General features: G+C 62.9%; 16 protein-coding genes. 7 read left to right on the forward strand and 9 right to left on the reverse strand.

The genetic code is table 11. The features are described 5' to 3' along the window. The first annotated feature begins 122 nt into the window (after positions 1–122). On the forward strand, positions 123–1,064 hold the full coding sequence (locus JMN22_RS20995; protein ID WP_272929151.1) for a LysR family transcriptional regulator: 942 nt from the start codon (positions 123–125) through the stop codon (positions 1,062–1,064). Between the two features lie 19 nt (positions 1,065–1,083). On the opposite strand, the gene JMN22_RS21000 is transcribed toward JMN22_RS20995, so the two are convergent. Further along, positions 1,084–2,103 (reverse strand): GlxA family transcriptional regulator, encoded by a 1,020-nt coding sequence (locus JMN22_RS21000; protein ID WP_033864542.1) that lies wholly within the window; start codon positions 2,101–2,103, stop codon positions 1,084–1,086. 210 nt (positions 2,104–2,313) lie between these two features. Here JMN22_RS21000 and JMN22_RS21005 point away from each other — a divergent pair, with 210 nt between their 5' ends. The 5 genes from JMN22_RS21005 (at position 2,314) to JMN22_RS21025 (ending at position 8,123) form a co-directional block, all read left to right on the forward strand. Beyond that, complete coding sequence (locus JMN22_RS21005; RefSeq protein ID WP_198796422.1) at positions 2,314–3,315, forward strand: ABC transporter substrate-binding protein; 1,002 nt, start codon at positions 2,314–2,316, stop codon at positions 3,313–3,315. A gap of 99 nt (positions 3,316–3,414) precedes the next feature. Continuing rightward, positions 3,415–4,380, forward strand: coding sequence for a helix-turn-helix domain-containing protein (locus tag JMN22_RS21010; RefSeq protein ID WP_198796423.1), 966 nt, complete (start codon positions 3,415–3,417; stop codon positions 4,378–4,380). 71 nt (positions 4,381–4,451) lie between these two features. After that, positions 4,452–5,384 carry a SphA family protein gene (locus tag JMN22_RS21015; RefSeq protein ID WP_030140696.1) on the forward strand — a complete coding sequence of 311 codons (933 nt, stop codon included), beginning with the start codon at positions 4,452–4,454 and terminating at the stop codon, positions 5,382–5,384. A 10-nt stretch (positions 5,385–5,394) separates the two neighbouring features. Beyond that, positions 5,395–6,648 carry an MFS transporter gene (locus JMN22_RS21020; RefSeq protein WP_030140697.1) on the forward strand — a complete coding sequence of 418 codons (1,254 nt, stop codon included), beginning with the start codon at positions 5,395–5,397 and terminating at the stop codon, positions 6,646–6,648. 17 nt (positions 6,649–6,665) lie between these two features. After that, positions 6,666–8,123 (forward strand): amidase, encoded by a 1,458-nt coding sequence (locus tag JMN22_RS21025; RefSeq protein ID WP_198796424.1) that lies wholly within the window; start codon positions 6,666–6,668, stop codon positions 8,121–8,123. Between the two features lie 138 nt (positions 8,124–8,261). Here JMN22_RS21025 and JMN22_RS21030 read toward each other — a convergent pair whose 3' ends face one another. The 3 genes from JMN22_RS21030 to pdxR form a co-directional block, all read right to left on the reverse strand. Beyond that, positions 8,262–8,666 (reverse strand): cupin domain-containing protein, encoded by a 405-nt coding sequence (locus tag JMN22_RS21030; protein WP_030140699.1) that lies wholly within the window; start codon positions 8,664–8,666, stop codon positions 8,262–8,264. Positions 8,667–8,811: 145 nt separating this feature from the next. Then, entirely contained in the window at positions 8,812–9,105 is a 294-nt protein-coding gene (locus tag JMN22_RS21035; protein WP_030140700.1) for a putative quinol monooxygenase, read from the reverse strand. Between the two features lie 112 nt (positions 9,106–9,217). Then, entirely contained in the window at positions 9,218–10,651 is a 1,434-nt protein-coding gene (gene pdxR, locus JMN22_RS21040) for a MocR-like pyridoxine biosynthesis transcription factor PdxR (RefSeq protein WP_198796425.1), read from the reverse strand. 166 nt (positions 10,652–10,817) lie between these two features. On the opposite strand from pdxR, the gene JMN22_RS21045 reads away from it, so the two are divergent. Next, entirely contained in the window at positions 10,818–11,258 is a 441-nt protein-coding gene (locus tag JMN22_RS21045; RefSeq protein WP_198796426.1) for a carboxymuconolactone decarboxylase family protein, read from the forward strand. Between the two features lie 94 nt (positions 11,259–11,352). Here JMN22_RS21045 and JMN22_RS21050 read toward each other — a convergent pair whose 3' ends face one another. The 5 genes from JMN22_RS21050 to JMN22_RS21070 all read right to left on the reverse strand — a co-directional run bounded on the left by JMN22_RS21050 (position 11,353) and on the right by JMN22_RS21070 (position 17,804). Continuing rightward, positions 11,353–13,926: a bifunctional diguanylate cyclase/phosphodiesterase gene (locus JMN22_RS21050; RefSeq protein ID WP_030140703.1), complete on the reverse strand. Its 2,574-nt coding sequence runs from the start codon at positions 13,924–13,926 to the stop codon at positions 11,353–11,355. Between the two features lie 126 nt (positions 13,927–14,052). After that, the gene (locus tag JMN22_RS21055) at positions 14,053–14,727 is read right to left on the reverse strand and encodes a DUF2238 domain-containing protein (protein WP_030140704.1); all 675 of its coding nucleotides are present in this window, start codon (positions 14,725–14,727) and stop codon (positions 14,053–14,055) included. Between the two features lie 2 nt (positions 14,728–14,729). Then, complete coding sequence (locus JMN22_RS21060) at positions 14,730–16,529, reverse strand: thiamine pyrophosphate-requiring protein (protein ID WP_198796427.1); 1,800 nt, start codon at positions 16,527–16,529, stop codon at positions 14,730–14,732. A gap of 101 nt (positions 16,530–16,630) precedes the next feature. Next, on the reverse strand, positions 16,631–17,149 hold the full coding sequence (locus JMN22_RS21065) for an HvfX family Cu-binding RiPP maturation protein (RefSeq protein WP_030140706.1): 519 nt from the start codon (positions 17,147–17,149) through the stop codon (positions 16,631–16,633). A 16-nt stretch (positions 17,150–17,165) separates the two neighbouring features. Next, positions 17,166–17,804 (reverse strand): ferric reductase-like transmembrane domain-containing protein, encoded by a 639-nt coding sequence (locus JMN22_RS21070; RefSeq protein WP_030140707.1) that lies wholly within the window; start codon positions 17,802–17,804, stop codon positions 17,166–17,168. Between the last annotated feature and the right edge of the window lie 41 nt (positions 17,805–17,845).

Below are 17,845 nucleotides of genomic sequence, written 5' to 3' on the forward strand. Positions count from 1 at the left end.
GGTACAACAGACGCGCGCTGGGCCCTGGCGTAACCTTCAAGCACTCTGCCGCCGTCGGCCCTGCAAGACGTTCCGGGTGCGACTTTCCTTGAATCATTGGCCTTGTGCCTGGAATGGCTACCATGATGAACAGAAATGACCTGCGTCGTGCTGACATCAATCTGCTGGTTGTCTTCGAAACCATGATGCACGAGCGAAACGTCACCCGAGTCAGCGAGAAACTGTTCCTCGGTCAACCGACCATCAGTGCCGCCCTGGCGCGTTTGCGCCTGATGTTCGATGACCCCCTGTTCATCCGCGCGGGCCGGGTCATGGAGCCGACCTCGCGGGCAGAGGAAATCTTTTCCAACCTGTCCCCGGCGCTGGACGGAATCGCCGCCGCGTTGAGTCGCTGCCAGGCGTTCGACCCGGCCACCAGCGACGCCACGTTCCACATCGGCCTTTCCGATGACGTCGAATACGCCTTGCTCCCAGACCTGTTGCACCGCCTGCGTGTCGAAGCGCCCGGCACGACGCTGGTGGTGCGCCGCGCCGATCAATGGCAGATGTGCCAGTTGCTGGCGTGCGGCGAGATCACCGTCGGGATCAGTCACACCCTGGAATTGCCGGCCAACGCCCGGCGCAAGGCTTTGCGACCGATCCGGCCCATGCTGTTGCGGGCCGATTCGCTTCCCGGCGAATTGTCCTTGGATGAGTTCTGCCGCCGGCCCCACGCGGTGGTTTCGTCCATGGGGCACGTGATCGATGATTCGGACCGGGCGTTGAGCCTGGCGGGTCGGCATCGGCGGGTGGTACTGACGGTGCCACAGTTCAGCGCATTGCCGAGGTTGCTGGCCGGCAGCGACATGATCGCCATCGTGCCGGACTATGTCGCCCGGGCCATGGCGATGGCGACGGGCTTGCGGGCGGAGGCGGCGCCATTTCAGCTGCCAGAACGTGAACTGACGATGGTCTGGCGCGGCGCTTCCCATAATGATCCGGGGGAGCGTTGGTTGCGCTCCCGGTGCTGCGCGTTTCTTGCCGAGGTGTCCGACTCACGCCTTCAAGCACGACGCGTGGCGTGAAGGGATGGCGCCATCCGCCTCAACGGGAAAAACGGTTGCGGTACTCGCGGGGTGAAATCGACAGGTGGCGCTGGAACGTATGGCGCATCCGTTCTTCATCACCAAAGCCGCAGGTACGGGCGATCTGGTCGATGTTGCGCTCGGAGTCCTCCAGCATTCTTCGCGCGGCTTCCAGGCGGAACATCTCGACGGCCTTGGCTGGGGTTCTTCCGGTCTGGCGCTTGTAGACCCGGGCAAAGTTGCGCGGACTCATGCGCGCCTGGCGAGCCAGTCGCTCGATGGTCAGGTCGGCCTCGTCCAGGTGATCGGCGAGCCACCCGTGCAATTCATCGAACCCGGCGCTGTCCTGGGTCTGCGCCAACAACAACTGGCTGAACTGCGCTTGCCCACCAGGTCGCTTGAGAAACACCACCAGTTCCCGCGCCACTTGCAGCGCAACGTCGCGGCCGCAGTCGGCTTCGACCAACGCCAGGGCCATGTCGATGCCAGCGCTGACGCCCGCCGAGGTCCAGACTTTGTCCTGCTGGATGAAAATGGCGTCGAGATCGACTTCGATCAACGGGAAGCCGCTCTTGAGCATCTCGCACATCGCCCAGTGCGTGGCGGCGCGGCGACCATCCAGCAAACCGGCCTGGGCCATGAGGAAAGTCCCGCTGCACACCGACGCCGTGCGCCGGGCCTTGGTCGAGGCGGCGCGCAGCCAGTCCACCAGCTCGACACAATCAATCATTGCCTGACGGATGTCCGGGGCGCCCGGCACGATCAGCGTGTCGACGCTGACGTCGTCGAACTCGCGCAGGGAAGAGGTGGCAACGACCAGGCCTTCGGCGGTGGGCATCAGCCCGCCGTCCAGGCTCGCGGTGTGCATTCGATAACCAGGCAGGCCGCGTTCAGCCATGGCTTTGGTGGCCGCCCAGAAAACCGTCTGGGCGCCAGTCAGGTCGAGCAGTCCCATCTGCGGATAAGCGAGGAAGACCAGCGCGCGAGGTTGGGACATCGGCTCGGCGGCGATGCGAATGTCATGGGTCATTTCGTTCATGGTCGCGTCGGCTCGGTTCTGGCGCAATAGAAGGGAGGCGGTGCGCATCGCAGCGCCGGGTGCCTCTGGCTGATTAATCCTCTGCCTGCCTATTGTCAAGTTGGTCGCAGTGCATCTGCGGGTGATATGCATATGCTATATAGGTATTTAAATTTTGTTTTTTATAGCCTTACAGTCGGCGCCTGACTTCATTCTCAAGAGGCCCCGGTCATGGTGTTCAAGCGTCCCGTATTACTTGTTTCCTTGGCGGCAAGCTTGCTGACGGGGCCCTTGGCCCACGCGGAAGGCAAGATCAGCATCGCCCAGCAATTCGGCATCGGTTATTTGATCCTCGACGTCGTGCGCGACCAGCAGCTCATCGAGAAACACGGCAAGGCCCAGGGCATAGAGATCAAGGTGGACTGGAACAGCATTTCCGGTGCGACCGCCATGAACGAGGCCCTGCTCACCGGCGCCCTCGACGTGGTGTCGGCGGGGGTGCCGCCGATGCTGACGATCTGGGATCGGACCCGGGGCAAGCAGAACGTCAAGGCCATCGCCTCGCTGGGCTCGATGCCCAACTACCTGCTGACCAACAACCCGGCGATCAAGACGCTCAAGGACTTCACCGACAAGGACCGGATCGCGGTGCCGGCAGCCGGGGTCGGGTTCCAGTCGCGCACGTTGCAGATCGAGACGGCCAAGGCATTCGGCAACGACCACTACAAGAAATTCGACGACATCTCGGTCAGCCTCCCGCACCCGGACGCCACGGCCGCGCTGATCGCGGGCCAGTCGGAAATCAATTCGCACTTTTCCAGCCCGCCGTTCCAGTACCAGGCGCTGCAGAGCCCCAACGTGCACAAAGTCCTCAGTTCCTATGACGTGCTCGGCGGACCGGCGACGTTCAACGTGCTCTACACCACGGAAAAATTCCACGACGAAAATCCGAAGACCTACAAGGCGTTCTATGACGCGCTTGTCGAAGCACAAGCCCTCATCAAGGCTGACAAGGCCGCTGCCGCCCAGACCTACATCCGGGTCGAGCAATCCAAGTTGCCGCTGCCCCTGGTGGAGAGCATCGTCAACGACCCGGAAATCGACTTTACCGTCGTGCCGCAACGCACCTACATCTATGCCGAGAAGCTGCAGGAATTGGGTGTGCTGAAAAACAAGGCCGGCAGTTGGAAGGACTATTTCTTCGAAGAGGCCCACGGCGGTGCCGGCAGTTGATTAGCCGTTTTCGGCACAATCGAGCAAGCGGCCTGCCGGGCGGAATGGAACTTGCCTGATCTTCGATCATGAACCCTGGAAATCTCGAAGGTCGGGTTAATGAACGACGATATGGCGGATGCACTGCCGACGCAGCCGATCAATCGGTTTCGCACCGGTGACATCGACGAACACGCGCGGAACATGGGCGGATGGCAAGTCAGCTACGACCAGTTGACGCCGGGACACTTCGAGGGCGAACTGATCGAGTTTCGCTCGGAGTGGATGCAGTTGGTGCGCGACCGCTCTAACCAGGCCATGACCAAGCGTGGCATGGCGTGGGAGGGTGCGATCACTTTCAGCGTGCCGCTGAGCGCCGACGGCCCGGTGTTCTGTTCCGGACACCCGATTGTCGAGCCCAGCCTGATGGTCGCGTGCGGCCGGAACCTGCCGGACCTGCGTACGCCGCAGCATCTGGACCTGCTCGGTGTCGCGGTCGAAGAGCAGGCGTTGGAGCACCTGCTGGAACGCCAGGGCAGCGCCTTTCGAATTACCGATCTTCCCAAGTGTTACCGTCTCGGCGATTCAACCTTGCCGGCTGAACTGGCCGCCTTGTTCGATGAGCTGGAAGGGGGCGGGCAGGGACGCGCGTCATTGTTGGGCCACGAGTCGATCCGTCGTGGCCTGCGCGACACGGTGATGCTGCATTTCCTCGAACTGGTGGCGCCGGACGAGGCACCGCCGCTGCCCCCGACGGCCCGCAAGCGCATGGTCGACCGGGCTCGGGAATATGCCCTGGCCCATGTCGACGAGCCGCTGTCGATCCTGGACCTGTGCAACCACATCGGTGCCAGCCGCCGCAAATTGCAGTATTGCTTCCAGGAAACCCTCGGCATCAACCCAGTGGCCTATTTGCGTGCCCTGCGCCTCAATGCCGTGCGCCGCGAACTGCGCCTCGGCACCCAAGGCGTGCAAGAAGTGGCGGCGCGCTGGGGCTTCTGGCACCTGAGCCGATTCGCCAGTGACTATCGCACCCTGTTTGGCGAAACCCCTTCGCAAACCCTGCGTCGCACGCATCTGTGCTGAAAACGGATAACGGCTGGCGCACCCGCTCCCTAGGATGACCCCAACACCACACAGATGGGATGGGGCATTCGATGAATCAGAAAAAAAACAACAATCAGCAGCGCCTTGCGTGGTTCGCCTTGGGACTGATCGGCGCCAGCGCCGTGGCCAACGGCACCGAAAACGGCGCGCCGACCACCGCGATCGGGGTCTACGATTTCGGCGCCGGCATGATGCCGCCCGCCACACCCTTCGGGACAGTCGGGCTGCGCACGGCGTTCTATTCAGCCAACGTGCAAAAGGATCGCCACGGCCGCGCGCAGGACAACAACCTCTCCCTCGATGTGCTGTCCATCGCCGCCGCCTACCTGCACATGACCGATTACACCGTGCTTGGCGCCAAGTACGGCTATGGCGCGGTGGTGCCGTTCTTCAAGATCGACGCGTCGATGCGGGTGCAGACCCCGGGCGGTCCGCTGGACCTGGAGGCCGATCCGTTTCGCCTGGCGGACATTCAAGTATTGCCGATGATCCTGCAATGGACGCTGTCGCCGAACCTGTTCGTCAACGCCCAGTTGCAGATCCAGGCGCCGACCGGTGATTACGACGAGGATCGGCTGATCTCGCCGGGTCTCAATCATTGGACGTTTTCACCGATTCTCAACGCGACCTATCTCTCTGACACGGGGTTCGAGGTGTCTTCCAGCTTCGAGGTCGACGTCAACACGCGCAACCACGCGACCGACTACAAGAACGGCGTCGAGTACCGCCACGAATTTGCCGTGGGCCAGCATGTCGGCCCCTGGACGCTGGGTGTGGGCGGCTACTACTACCGCCAGTTCACCGACGACGATGCCCCGGGCCTGGAAGCGGGCAATCGCGCACGGGTGATGGCGGCAGGTCCTGCGGTGGGCTATTTCAAGCCGGGCATGCCACCGGTCTGGCTGCATGTGTACAAGGAGTTCGATGCGCGAAACCGCGCCGAAGGCTACACCACCGCGTTGCGCATTTCCCACAGTTTCTAAGGGGCTCGCCATGAAGCAATCAAGTTCCGTTTCAACGGCTGCGCCGCGCCAGGCGGTTGGCCGGCGTGAAGGGTGGGTGCTGATGCTGGGCAGCAGCCTGACGATCATGGGTTCGGTGATGGTCACGCCCATTCTTCCCCGCTTGGGCGCCGAGTTCGGACCCCTTGAGCCTCGCGCCGATCTGCTGGTGCCGTTGGCGATCACCGGGCCGGCGTTGGCGATTGCCCTTTGCGCGCCGCTTGCCGGCTGGTTGGCCGACCGGATCGGGCGCAAGGCGCTGCTGGTGATCGCCACGTTGCTCTACGCCCTGCTCGGCGCGTTGCCCGCGCTGCTCGACAACCTGCACGGCATTGTCATCGCGCGGTTGCTGTTTGGCTGTGCCGAGGCGGCGGTGATGACCTGTTGCGCCACGTTGATTGCCGACTATTGGCACGGCGAGGAACGCTTGCGCTACGTCAACCGGCAGGTGGTGACGATCGGTCTGGTCGGGGCGCTGTTTTTTGTCGTCGGCGGGGCACTGGGGGAACACTCCTGGCGCTCGCCGTTTCTCCTGTATCTGCTGCCGTTGCTGTTGGTGCCCGCCATGCTGAAAATTCTCTGGGAACCGCCCGTGACGAGGCGGCAGGTCACTGAGCCGCAGGCTGACGATTCAGCGCCGACCAAGGTCGCGGTTCGGCAATTGCTGGTGGGCTACCTGATGATCGTGTGGGGCATGGTCCTGACGTTTGTGATGCCGATCCAGGCGCCGACGCTGCTGGTCGGCCTGGGCGTGACGTCCAGCACAATGATCGGACTGTCGGCGGGCTTGAGCCTGCTGGCAACCCTCGGCGGTTCCTTGAGCTGGCCGTTGTTGCGTCGGCGCTTCGGGATCGCCGGTTGCAATGCGCTGTTGTTGGCACTGATGGGGCTCGGTCTCTGCCTGTTGGTGCGAGCGCAAAGCTACAACGCCGTGCTGCTGGCGGTGTTCATCCAAGGCTTGGGAGCCGGGCTGCTGGTGCCCAACGTGATGGCGCCCGTCATGAATGCCCTGACCGCCCGCACCCGTGGGCGTGGCCTGGGTGGGTTCACCTCGTTCCTCTATATCGGCCAGTTCATCAGTCCGTTGGTGGTGGCGTTCGTCGGTGCCTATGCCGGTGATTTGCGTCAATCGATCCAATGGCTGGCCTTCGCCGGCCTTGCCGCTGCACTGCTGTGGGTGGCTGTCGGCTTGCGCGCACGGGGTAATGGCCAGGCGCGCATCGCCCAATCTCGTCAATCGTCCTGAAGCAAGGAAACTGAAACATGAGCCTGCAAGACATTCACTCATTGATGGACATAGAAGATGCGACCGGGCTGGCCGAGTGGGTCAGGCGCGGTGAGGTCCAGCCTGGCGAACTGCTGGAGACCGCCATCGAACGCCTGGAACGGGTCGAACCACAACTCAATGCAGTGGCGGAGCGGCTGTACGATTCGGCACGGGAGGCGGCGCGTTCGCCTGAGGCCGGGCAAGGGTTGTTCGCTGGCGTGCCAACGTTGATCAAGGATCTGTTTTCGCCGGTCCAGGGCGCGGCGATGACCAATGGTTCCCGTTCGCTGGGGGACTGTCGCGCGGATTTTGAATCGGAATTGGTCACGCGGTTGAGGCGGGCCGGCTGTCAGGTGATGGGCACCAGCACGTCGCCGGAGTTCGGCACCTCCTATTCCACCGAGTCCGTGCGTTTTGGCGCTACGCGCAACCCGTGGAATACCGAGCGCAGCGCCGGCGGTTCCAGCGGTGGCGCGGCCGCGCTGGTGGCGGCCAGGGTGGTGCCGTTCGCCCATGGCAACGATGGCGGCGGTTCGTTGCGGGTGCCAGCGTCGTGTTGTGGCGTGTTCGGGTTCAAGCCCAGCCGTGGACTGCTGCCGTCGGGCCCGATGATTGGCGAGGGTTGGGCCGGTATGGGCACGCCCCACGCCATCACCCTGTCGGTGCGCGACAGCGCCGCGCTGCTGGACGCTACCGCCGGGATCGACTTGGGCGCGCCCTATGCCGCGCCGGTCCAGGCGCTGGCGTATGTGACGGCCGTGCAGCGTGATCCTAAGCCGCTGCGCATCGCCCTGGTCGAGCACGTCAGCCCCTGGGCCACGTCGGCGCCAAGCTTGCAGGCAGTGGGCGAGGCCGCCCGCTTGTGTGAAAGCCTGGGGCACCGCGTCGAGCCGGTGAACCTGCCGGTGGCGTTGCCGGAATTTCTCGACCAGGTCTTCACCATCATTGGCGCCAGCACGCGGCATTACGTCGATGTGCTGGGCCAGATGCGTGGGGCTGCGGTGCAGGCGGAGGAACTGGAAGTGCGCACCCGGATCATCCTGCGGGACAAGGGCAACGTCAGTGGCGCGCAGTATGCCGGCGCCGTGGAATGGATCCATGCCTTGGGTCGCCGGTTCGCGATGTTCATGCAGGACTACGATGTAATCCTCAGCCCGGTCCTGACTCGGGAGCCAGTGCTAATTGGTGAGTTGGAGGTGCACGACGTTTGCATGAGCCTCGAACAGCTCATCGAGCGCGTCCACAGTTATTCGCCATTCACCGCGCTGTTCAATGCCAGCGGGCAACCGGCGATGTCCGTACCGCTGGCCTGGAGCGCCAACGGCCTGCCGGTGGGGGCGCATTTCGCTGGCCGGTTCGGCGAGGAAAGCACCTTGCTCGCCCTGGCCGCCCAACTGGAAAGGGCCCAGCCTTGGCGGGAGTGGGTACCTGCGGTCAATGCCCGCCGCAGCTAAAGCGCGCAGCTCACCTCCTGTGGGAGCGAGCTTGCTCGCGAAGGCGTCATTAGGTTCAGCATCGTTTTTGACTGACCGTCCGCTTTCGCGAGCAAGCCCGCTCCCACAAATCTGCTGCTGTGAGCCCACTAAAGAAGGTCAGTTCTTGAGCGGAATCAACACCGCTTCATCCTCGCCCATCACCATGAACACCAGCAGCTTGGCCGGTTGGGTGGCGCTGGCGTTCTTCGACACCAGGTGCTCGGAACCGGCGGCTTCGTACCAGAACTCGCCAGCCTTGTAGGTGATCGCGGGTTCGCCCTTGACCTGGGATGTGATAGCGCCTTCGAGCACGTAGGCCATTGCGGTGCCGTCGTGCTTGTGGGCGATGGACGACTGGCCCGGCGCATAATCGACGGTCAGCATCATGGCCTTTTTGCCGGGCAGGTTTTTCAGCAGCTTCTCTTGCAGCACCTGGACCTTCTCCGACGGCCCGGTTTCGTGGGCGTAGAGCGGGGCAATGGGAAGCAGGCTCAGGGCGGCGATCAGGTAGAGGGTTTTCATGGGGGGGGGACCTTTGTGGCGTGGAGTGAGTTCGCCTTCACCCTAAGCCCCAAGGTACTGGGGACAAACGTCCAATTTTTTGAAAGATGGGTAGACCACCGTGGCGAGGGAGCAAGCTCCCTCGCCACGCAAAAGAAGAGCTCACTCACATCACCGGAAAGCTGTTGAAGTCCACGCTTCGGGCCAGGCGGCTTTCCAGCAAGCTGATGAAGCCCTGCACTTCGGGGCAGTTGAAGTGGGCCTGCATGTCCGCTTCCGATCGCCAGCGGGCGCTGACGTTCCAGCGCTCATTGTCTTCAGGGCAGCGGTCGACCATGTAGGCGTCGCAGCCTGGCAAGGCTCGCAGGGTTTCGACGATTTGCTGCAACTGCCGGCCCAGCTCTTCCGAGCGCCCGGCGGCGGCCTGCACTTGAACGGTGTTGATCACTTGGCGAGACATTGTCCTGGCTCCTGAATCAAGTCGAACGGGATCTGATCACACCCAAGCAGGATAGGCCCGACGGGACAAGGCTAAAACAGCCAATGGGCGGATAAACGCCCAGTCCAATCGGTCAGGCAACCTGCTGCAGGATGTCTCGCAGACGGTCCAGGGCGATATCGATGTCGAGCAGTTCAATGGCGCCAAAACCCAGGATCAGGCCTGGACGCACCGGCGCCTCGTTAAAGAAGCCGTCGAGGCTGTAGAGCCCGACTTCGGCTTTCTTCGCCAATTCGATCACCAAAGACAGGTCGAACGGTACCTTGCACAGCACAGCCATATGGAAACCCGCCGTGGTGGGCACGGCCTCGAACCAGGGTGACAGGTCATCGCCCATGCGCGCCAGGATTCGCTCGCGCCGGCCGGCATACAGCGCGTGGCAGCGGCGGATGTGCTTGAGCAGGCAGCCCTCGGCAATGAATTTCGCCAGCGCCCATTGGGGCAGGGTGGAGGTGTGCTGGTCGGTAAGGCGCTTGGCCAGGATCACCGCCTCGAGAATCGCCGGTGGCAGGATCGCGTAGCCGAGGCGCAGTTCCGGCAGCAAGGTCTTGGAAAAGGTCCCTACGTACGCCACGATCCCGCGCTCGTCCATGCTCTGCAACGAGTCGGCGGGTCGGCCTTCATAGCGGAACTCACTGTCATAGTCGTCTTCGATAATGATCGCCCCGAGTTCATAGGCTCGCGCCAGCAGGGCCTCGCGCCGGGGCTGGCTCATGGGCATGCCCAAGGGGAATTGATGTGACGGCGTCACGTAGATCAGCCGTGTGCCGTCCGGAATCAAGTCGACGCACATGCCTTGCTCATCCACCGGCACTCCGGCCACCGTCGCGCCATGGGAACCGAACAGCAGGCGTGCCGGCGGATAGCCGGGGTCTTCCATGGCGACCAGGCTGCCGGGGCGGGTCAGTACCCGGGAAATCAGATCAAGGGCCTGTTGCGCCCCGTTGCACACCACCACGTCGTCGTCCTGGCAGTTGACCCCGCGGGAAAACGCGATGTGCCGGGCGATGGCGTTGCGCAGCGCCGGCAAGCCCTCGGGCTGGCTGTAGAAACCCTTGGCATTGGCGATCTGGCGCAGGGCATGGGCGGTGCAGCGACGCCAGTCATCCAGCGGAAACTGGCCCTTGCCGGTCGCGCCGCCGATGAAGTCATAGCGCAGCGCGCTCTCGGGTGGCGGATGGCGCAGCAAGTCCGGCATGTTGCGCCAGGTCTCGACCACATCGGCGCCGGCGAGCTCGCGATGGCTTTGCTTGCGCACGATGCTGGCCGGGCGCGCATTGACATAGGTGCCCTTGCCGATGACGCCGGTGAGGAGGTTTTCGTAGGTCAGTTGCGCGTAGGTGTCGGAAACGGTCTTGCGCGATATGCCCAACTGCTCGGCCAGCAGGCGACTGGGCGGCAGTTGCGTGCCGGCGGCCAGTCGACCGCTTTCGATGGCGCTGCGCAATTGTCGATACAACTGGCCCGTCAGGTCCTTGCGGCCGTTGATGACGACATGAAGTTCCATACCTGCGGGCTCCTGGGATGATCGATTGCGGCAAGGGCCGAGGCCGCAAGATTACCCGCAATGCGCCGGAGCAGAGAAGTTGCGTGGGCGTTTATCGACGGATTGGATCTGTCGCGGGTGGCCTCAAGGTTTTACCGTGGATTTATCAACCACTACGGAGCCCGCCATGAGCCCGCGTCTCGATTACTACAGCGCATCCCCGGGGGCGATGCGGGCGATGATCGGTCTGGAGGCGCTGACCAGTCGCCTGAGCATCGAGCCGGCATTGCTGAACCTGATCAGGATCCGCGCCTCGCAACTCAACGGCTGCGCCTTTTGTACCGACATGCACTCGGTGGATGCGCGCCGCCAGGGCGAGACGGAGCGGCGTCTGTTTGCGGTGGCGGTGTGGCGCGACAGTGGCTTTTTCAGCGAGCGCGAACGGGCCGCGCTGGCCTGGACTGAAGCCGTCACGCTGTTGGCTGAGAGCCAGGTGCCGGATGACGTCTATACGTTGGCCTGTGGCAGTTTTAGTGAAGAGGAACTGGTGGACCTGACTATGGCGATCAGCACTATCAATAGCTGGAATCGGTTGGCGGTGAGTTTTCGACAGAGTCCGGGGGGCTAGGTTGTTCTTGCGCGGCGGTCTGGGAGCCGACTTGATGATCGCATTTCCCCTGTGGGAGCGAGCAAGCTCGCTCCCACAAAAAGCTTTCTGAAGGCTAAAGCCACCGCGGCGTGGTAAAGAACGAAGCCATTTCCGAGCGAGCCAACGCCGCGCCGAAGTACGGCCCTTGCACCTGATCACACGCCACACTGCGCAATTGACTGAACTGCAGCGCATTCTCGATACCCTCGGCCGTTACCATCAGCCCGACGCTGCGGCTCAACCGAATCATCGCCAGCACACCCTCCTGATCATGCTCCAGGCCCAACTGTGCAAGGATATTGCGATCAAAGCGAATGCCATCGAACGGCTGGTCAAGGACTTCCCGTAGAGACGCAATATTGGTGCCGAACTTGTCGATATTGATCCGCACACCCAGGGCCTTGAGCGCATGCAACGTATTGGCAAGGGTCTTGTGATCGGTCAGCAGCACCCCTTCGGCCACTTCCAGCGTCAGGCGCTGGGCAGGCAGGCCGCTCGTTTCCAGGGCTTTGTGCACCTGGTTGAAGAGGAAACTGCTGCTGAACCAGCGCGGCGATACCGCGACGGACACGTTCAGGGCGTTGGGCCAGGTCGTTGCCTCTTCGCAGGCGTGGATCAACATCCAACTGCCAAGTTCTTCCAGTTGACCGGACGCTTCGGCGACCGGAATGAAATCGATGCCACCCAGCTCACCTCGCTCGGGATGGTGCCAGAAGGCCTGGGCTTCGAAGCCATGCAACTGTTCGGCATTCACGTCGAAACGCGGCAGGTAGCGCAATTCAAGCTGGTCTTGTTGCATTGCATCGCGCAATTGCTGCTCATAGCGTCGGCGGTCGCGGGCCACGTTGCCCATGGCTTCTTCGTAGACGCGCCAGGTATTGCGACCGGCGGCCTTGGCCGCGTACAAGGCGATGTCTGCCTGGCGCAACAGCTCTTCGGCACGCTGTTCAGCGGGGTGCGACCAGGCGACGCCGATACTCATGCCCAGGTACAGCGTATTGCCGTCCAGGTGCATCGGGCGCTGCATGCATTCGATCAGGCGCCCGCACAGTTGGTCGAGATCGCTCGCGCCACCCGGGTTGGGCATGACGATGACAAATTCATCGCCACCGAGGCGGGCCACCAGGTCAGTGCCGCGCACGTTCTGCTGGAGGATATGGGCAACTTCCTTCAGCACCTTGTCGCCCACGGCATGGCCGAGGGAGTCGTTGACCGGCTTGAATCTATCCATGTCCAGGTTCAGGACCGCCAGCGGCGTTCCGTGCGCTTGGTCCAGGTGCTCGCTGAGGCAATCGAACAAGCGGTTGCGGTTGGCCAGGCCGGTGAGGGGGTCGTGCAGGGAGAGGTGCTTGATCTGCGCCAGCGCCCGCAGCTCTTCGGTGATATCGGTGGCGGTGCCGCGAAAGCCCTGCGCGCCGGCCTCGATGGCCCGTACCGACAGCTTGCAGGTGCGTATGCGTTGGTTGCGCGCGGTGTATTCGCACAGGAGCGGCGTAGCGCATGCACTGTTGGCGCCGCCGAGCAGCCAATGGGCAATCGAGATCGAGCCGTTGTGAGGGTGCAACAGCCTGTGCAGCGGTTTGCCCAGCCACTCGGAGGGGCTGAACCCGGTGACCTGTTCGAAGCGCTCGGACAAATAGGTCAATGTTCCGTTCGAGTCGACTTCCCACAGCCAGTCGGACGATACCTCGGCAATGTCCCGGAAACGTTCTTCGCTGCGTTCCAGCGCTTTGCGATGGGCCAGGAGACTGACGTACTGGCGCTCCTGGGCGCGGAGCATGATCAGCGCATGGCGCAACACCGCCAGGGCCATGATCGCGAGGACCAACAACGCCAATCCGAGCAAGGGCAGCAGGACCTTGCGCAAATCCTTGCCGGGGGTAGCAGGGTGCCAGGCCAAGGCTTCGCGTGTCAGGCTGTCGAGCAATACCTGGGCGGTGTCTTTCGGGCCGGGCGTGTGGGCGATATGCGCACCGGGCAGGGCGAAGTCCCGGGACAGGTTCTGCAGCGCACCGGCGTCGAGGACTTTGACAAACAGCATCAGGCTGGACGGGCCGGGAATCTCGCGCACGCTATTGTCGGTGCCGGTGGTAATCGCCGAGACGGCGACGAAGGCCGGCGCGTCCTCGTGATGCAGCAGTTCGACGATCACCTCGTCACGATTTTCCGCGGCCCTGGCCTTCTTGGCGATTGCCCGCAAGTCGCCGGTGAGCCAGGTGTCGGCGGCCACTTCGCTCATTTCGCCATTGATCACCGAGTAAACCGTCTTGCCAGCAGGGGAAATGACGAACACCGCCTGGTAGCCATAAAGCGAGAACACGCTGCTGCCGACGTTTTCCTGGTCATAGGCCCAGTCTTTATCGACTTCCAAGTGCAGGTGGCGGTAGGCGTCGCTCCATTTCGAGTAATCGCTCAGGTCGCGGCCGATGCCGGTACGCATGCCGTCGATGGCCCGCTGGGCAAAGAACAGGCTCTGTTCACGGGCCTGTTCGTCCTGGGTCTGGGTGATGTTGAGCAGCACCGCGATGGCCAGCGCAGACATGATGAACAGCAACAGCATGATGGCCGGAAAGGTGCGGCGGGTGAAACTTCGGGTTGGTCGCTCGCCGGAAGCCACCGTGGAGCCATTGCCAGCATCTTCAATCATAAAAACAAGCCATCAGCTAAACGCGAGATACCCCGCACTCACCTTGTATCGGCTGACTGTCTGATTAGCTTAATAAAAGTAGAAATTTGCTGACCAGTTGCACCATTTTTTTGCCGGCGATCACCCTCATGTGCTGGCTTTGCCGCGCCGGGCCCATTCCAAGGCAAAGTCCCGCTGTTGGAAATAATTGACCCCGGCGGCTGCAACCAACGCCACGCCCGCTGCCAATGCCGCCAGGGCCATGTCCTTTTGCGAATCCCACGGGTCTTGTTGTGCGCCGACGAATGCCTTGGCGGTATCGCCGCCCATGTAGGCGCCGCCGATCCATTCGATCAGCTCATAAATGGCCGAGGACGACAGGATCAGGTTCCAAGCCAGGAAGTAACCGGTGAATCCCCGGGCGGGGATGACCCGCAACAGCGCCTCGCGCACCGGGTAGGCCAGCAGCAGGCCATAGCTGAAGTGCACCAGCCGGTCGAACTGGTTGCGCTGGAAACCCAGGAGTTGGTCCAGCGCCGGGCCGCCGGTCAGGGCCTGCCACCATTCGTTGTAAGGGACTTTGGCGTAGGTGTAGTGGGCACCGACCTCGTGGATGCAGAGGAACACGAACACCAGCGAGGCGGACAGCCGGGAGAAGCTGAACCGGCGATGGACCGCCACCAGAACCACCAGCAGCGCGACGACCAGCAGGTTCTCCGCCAGCCAGTCGCTGCGTTTCATCGGGGCGATGGCCAGCCACGCCCACAGGGCGATGAAGCTTCCCAGCAATATCAGCTCATAACGGCTCGCTCGGGTCTGCATGATCACTCTTTGTCCTTGCGATGGCCCGGCAGCAACGCGCCGAGCACCTGCTTGGCCGTCTCGACGACAATGCCACCCTCGTTCGGATCGCCATGGAGCAGGGTGGAGGCAAATTTCTTCGCCTGTTCCAACTTGATATGCGGCGGCAAGGGTGGCACGTCGGGGTCGGTGCGGAACTCGATCAGCACCGGGCGTTCGGCGGCGAAGGCCTGTTCCCAGGCGCCAGCCACGTCGCTTTCCTGATCGACGAGGATGCCCTTCAAGCCAATGGACTCGGCGAAGAGATGATACGGCACGTCGGGAATGTCCTGGGACGCCTCGAATTTCGGGTCGCCTTCCATGACCCGCTGTTCCCAGGTCACCTGGTTCAGGTCCTGGTTGTTGAATACCGCGCAGATCCAGGTGGTGTTGGTCCAGGTGCGCCAATACTTGGCGACGGTGATCAGCTCGGCCATGTTGTTCATTTGCATCGCGCCATCGCCCACCAGCGCGATGACCGGACGATCCGGGTGGCAGAACTTGGCGGCGATGGCGTAGGGCACGGCGGCGCCCATGGAGGCGAGTCCGCCGGAAAGCGAGCACATCATGCCGCGACGGATCTGGACGTCCCGCGCATACCAGTTGGCGCACGAACCGGAGTCGCTGGTGATGATGGCGCGGTCCGGCAGTCGGGGGGACAGCTCGTAGGTGACGCGTTGCGGATTGATCGGCTTGGCCGACACCAGGGCGCGTTTTTCCAGGGTCTTGTCCCAGTCCGCCCGCCAGCCTTCGATTTTCTTGCGCCAGGCGCGGTCGGTCTTTTCTTCGATCAACGGCAGCAAGGCCCGCAGGGTGTCGGCGCTGTCGCCTTGCAGATTGACCTCCATGGGGTAGCGCAGGCTGAGCATGTCGGACTGTAGGTCGATCTGCACACCACGTGCCTGGCCCTCGCCGGGCAGGAATTCGGCATAGGGGAAGCCGGAGCCGATCATCAGCAGGGTGTCGCAACCGGCCATGAGGTTGTCGCTGGGCTCGGTGCCCAGCAGGCCGATGGAGCCGGTGACCCATGGCAATTCGTCAGGCACCACCGCTTTGCCGAGCAGGGCCTTGGCGACGCCGGCACCGAGTTTGTCGGCGATGGCAATCACTTCGTCCGTTGCGTGCAGGGCCCCGGCACCCACCAGGATGGCGACTTTCTTGCCGGCATTGAGCACGTCGGCGGCCCGGCGCAGGTCTTCCTCGTAGGGCACGACCTTGGGTTTGCGGTAGCCGACGCCTGAGTGCAGCGTGCCGTGCTTGTGGGGCGGCGGCGTGTATTCCAGGTCCTGGAGATCGTTGGGCAGGATCAGCGCAGTGACTCGGCGCTCGCCCACCGCCGTGCGTACCGCACGGTCAAGCAGATGGCGGACCTGGGCTGGGGCGCTGGCTTGCTCGACGAACGCGCCGGCAACGTCCTTGAACAGGCTCACCAGGTCCAATTCCTGCTGGTAATGCCCACCCAACGCGTTGCGCGCCTGCTGTCCGCTGATTGCGAGGACGGGCATGTGGTCCATGCGTGCGTCATACAGGCCAGTGATCAGGTGCGACGCCCCAGGGCCAGACGTTGCGATGCAGACTCCCAGTTCGCCGGTGAACTTGGCATGGGCGCAGGCCATGAACGCGGCCATTTCCTCATGACGAGCCTGGATGAAACGGATCTTGCCCTTGGCCCGGTTCAAGGCCCCGAATACACCGTTGATGCCGTCGCCCGGATAGCCGTAGATGCGACGTACGCCCCATTCATAAAGGCGCTCAACCAGAAAATCACCGACGGTCATGCTCATGTCTGTTCCTCGTCCTGATGGGCTGTCTTGATGCGCTGCGACCGCCATGACAGCGATACGCAGCGCGTTGGCTCATACAGGACTGGACCGACGCGAGTCCTTCAAGGTTTCGATTTTTTTGTCCAGAGCAGCGACTTGAGCAGCGCATCCACGCTCAACTGGCCGGCACCCTGCAACAGCAACGGCAGCAATGCGACCAGGTAAATCAACGGCAACTTGAAGTTGCCATAACCCTTGTTGGTGATCGCGTACCCTTGGGCCAGCTCGCTCAGGCTCGACCAGTCCGCCGGCCAATGCACGGCTGCGGTGGCGACCACGGTAACGACCATCAACACCAGCGCCGAGGCGCGCGTACCCAGGCCGATCAACAGGGCGATGGCGCAGATCAGTTCCGCCCACATCGACAGTTCCCAGTTCCAACTGGCCGGCACATGGTTGAACGGGAAGGGAAAGGCCGACTGGATCTCGGCGAACCAGTTCTCGCCGTTCCATTTTTCCAGGCCGGATTCGAAGAACTCCCAGGCCAGCAACAGGCGCAGCCCCAGCGGTGCGAGCCACGAGCCGGCGTGATCGAGGTTGAGGTGCAGGCTGTTCAAGGTTTTCGAGACAGTCGTGTACATGATCGTTCTCCTTCGCTCAGGCCGCGCGTTGCAGGGATTGGCGTTTGTTGGCCTGGGCCAGCTTGCCCATCAGGCGGATTGCGGTGGCGGCGCAGATCAGGCCGAACGGCAGCACGTACCAGTCACTCATTGGAATACGCTTGAAGTTCGAGTAGGCAAAGATCGCCGCCAATACCCACATGCCGGTCGTGTGCAGGCGCTTCCAGGCCGTGGCGCCGATCAGCCGCGTAGTGCTTTTGAACGAGGTCAGGGCCAGTAGCAGGACAAATACATAACCCACGGTGCCGGGCACGTTGCCCAGGGCAGTGCGCCCGGGCCAGAACTCGGTGTTGAGTTGGCCGTACCAGTAGATGAGCACCGCATGGATCAGATGGGAAAAGGCAAAGGCCAACCCGATGAAGCGCCGCTCGCGCACCAGGGATTTGCTCAGGGGCGAGGGCACCAGCACGGCAAACGCCGAGGCCGTGAAAGCCAGCAGGAACAGGGCGAAGGATGAACGGGCAGTGGCGCGGATGGCGCTGCGCACGCCTTCGGTCAGGTCGGGGTTGATGATCAGGATCATTACGGTCATCAGCAGCACCAGGGCGGCAAGCAGGCTGAACAGCGACCAGCCCTGGTAACGGAAAGCAGGCGGCGTTGCGGTGGCGTTAGGCATGGGAAAGCTCCTTGGATGGCCCGGCATCGTGGTGGCCGGGG

Origin of the sequence: Pseudomonas sp. HB05, assembly GCF_016756915.1 — a bacterium.
GTDB lineage: Bacteria > Pseudomonadota > Gammaproteobacteria > Pseudomonadales > Pseudomonadaceae > Aquipseudomonas > Aquipseudomonas alvandae.

Excerpts from the sequence above, each read along its gene's own strand:
- JMN22_RS21050 (WP_030140703.1), bottom strand. The coding sequence starts at position 13,926 with ATGATTGAAGATGCTGGCAATGGCTCCACGGTGGCTTCCGGCGAGCGA.
- JMN22_RS21005 (WP_198796422.1), top strand. The coding sequence starts at position 2,314 with ATGGTGTTCAAGCGTCCCGTATTACTTGTTTCCTTGGCGGCAAGCTTG.
- JMN22_RS21015 (WP_030140696.1), top strand. The coding sequence starts at position 4,452 with ATGAATCAGAAAAAAAACAACAATCAGCAGCGCCTTGCGTGGTTCGCC.
- JMN22_RS21060 (WP_198796427.1), bottom strand. The coding sequence starts at position 16,529 with ATGAGCATGACCGTCGGTGATTTTCTGGTTGAGCGCCTTTATGAATGG.
- JMN22_RS20995 (WP_272929151.1), top strand. The coding sequence starts at position 123 with ATGATGAACAGAAATGACCTGCGTCGTGCTGACATCAATCTGCTGGTT.
- JMN22_RS21035 (WP_030140700.1), bottom strand. The coding sequence starts at position 9,105 with ATGTCTCGCCAAGTGATCAACACCGTTCAAGTGCAGGCCGCCGCCGGG.
- JMN22_RS21070 (WP_030140707.1), bottom strand. The coding sequence starts at position 17,804 with ATGCCTAACGCCACCGCAACGCCGCCTGCTTTCCGTTACCAGGGCTGG.
- JMN22_RS21000 (WP_033864542.1), bottom strand. The coding sequence starts at position 2,103 with ATGAACGAAATGACCCATGACATTCGCATCGCCGCCGAGCCGATGTCC.
- JMN22_RS21020 (WP_030140697.1), top strand. The coding sequence starts at position 5,395 with ATGAAGCAATCAAGTTCCGTTTCAACGGCTGCGCCGCGCCAGGCGGTT.
- JMN22_RS21045 (WP_198796426.1), top strand. The coding sequence starts at position 10,818 with ATGAGCCCGCGTCTCGATTACTACAGCGCATCCCCGGGGGCGATGCGG.
- JMN22_RS21065 (WP_030140706.1), bottom strand. The coding sequence starts at position 17,149 with ATGTACACGACTGTCTCGAAAACCTTGAACAGCCTGCACCTCAACCTC.
- JMN22_RS21025 (WP_198796424.1), top strand. The coding sequence starts at position 6,666 with ATGAGCCTGCAAGACATTCACTCATTGATGGACATAGAAGATGCGACC.
- pdxR (WP_198796425.1), bottom strand. The coding sequence starts at position 10,651 with ATGGAACTTCATGTCGTCATCAACGGCCGCAAGGACCTGACGGGCCAG.
- JMN22_RS21055 (WP_030140704.1), bottom strand. The coding sequence starts at position 14,727 with ATGCAGACCCGAGCGAGCCGTTATGAGCTGATATTGCTGGGAAGCTTC.
- JMN22_RS21030 (WP_030140699.1), bottom strand. The coding sequence starts at position 8,666 with ATGAAAACCCTCTACCTGATCGCCGCCCTGAGCCTGCTTCCCATTGCC.
- JMN22_RS21010 (WP_198796423.1), top strand. The coding sequence starts at position 3,415 with ATGAACGACGATATGGCGGATGCACTGCCGACGCAGCCGATCAATCGG.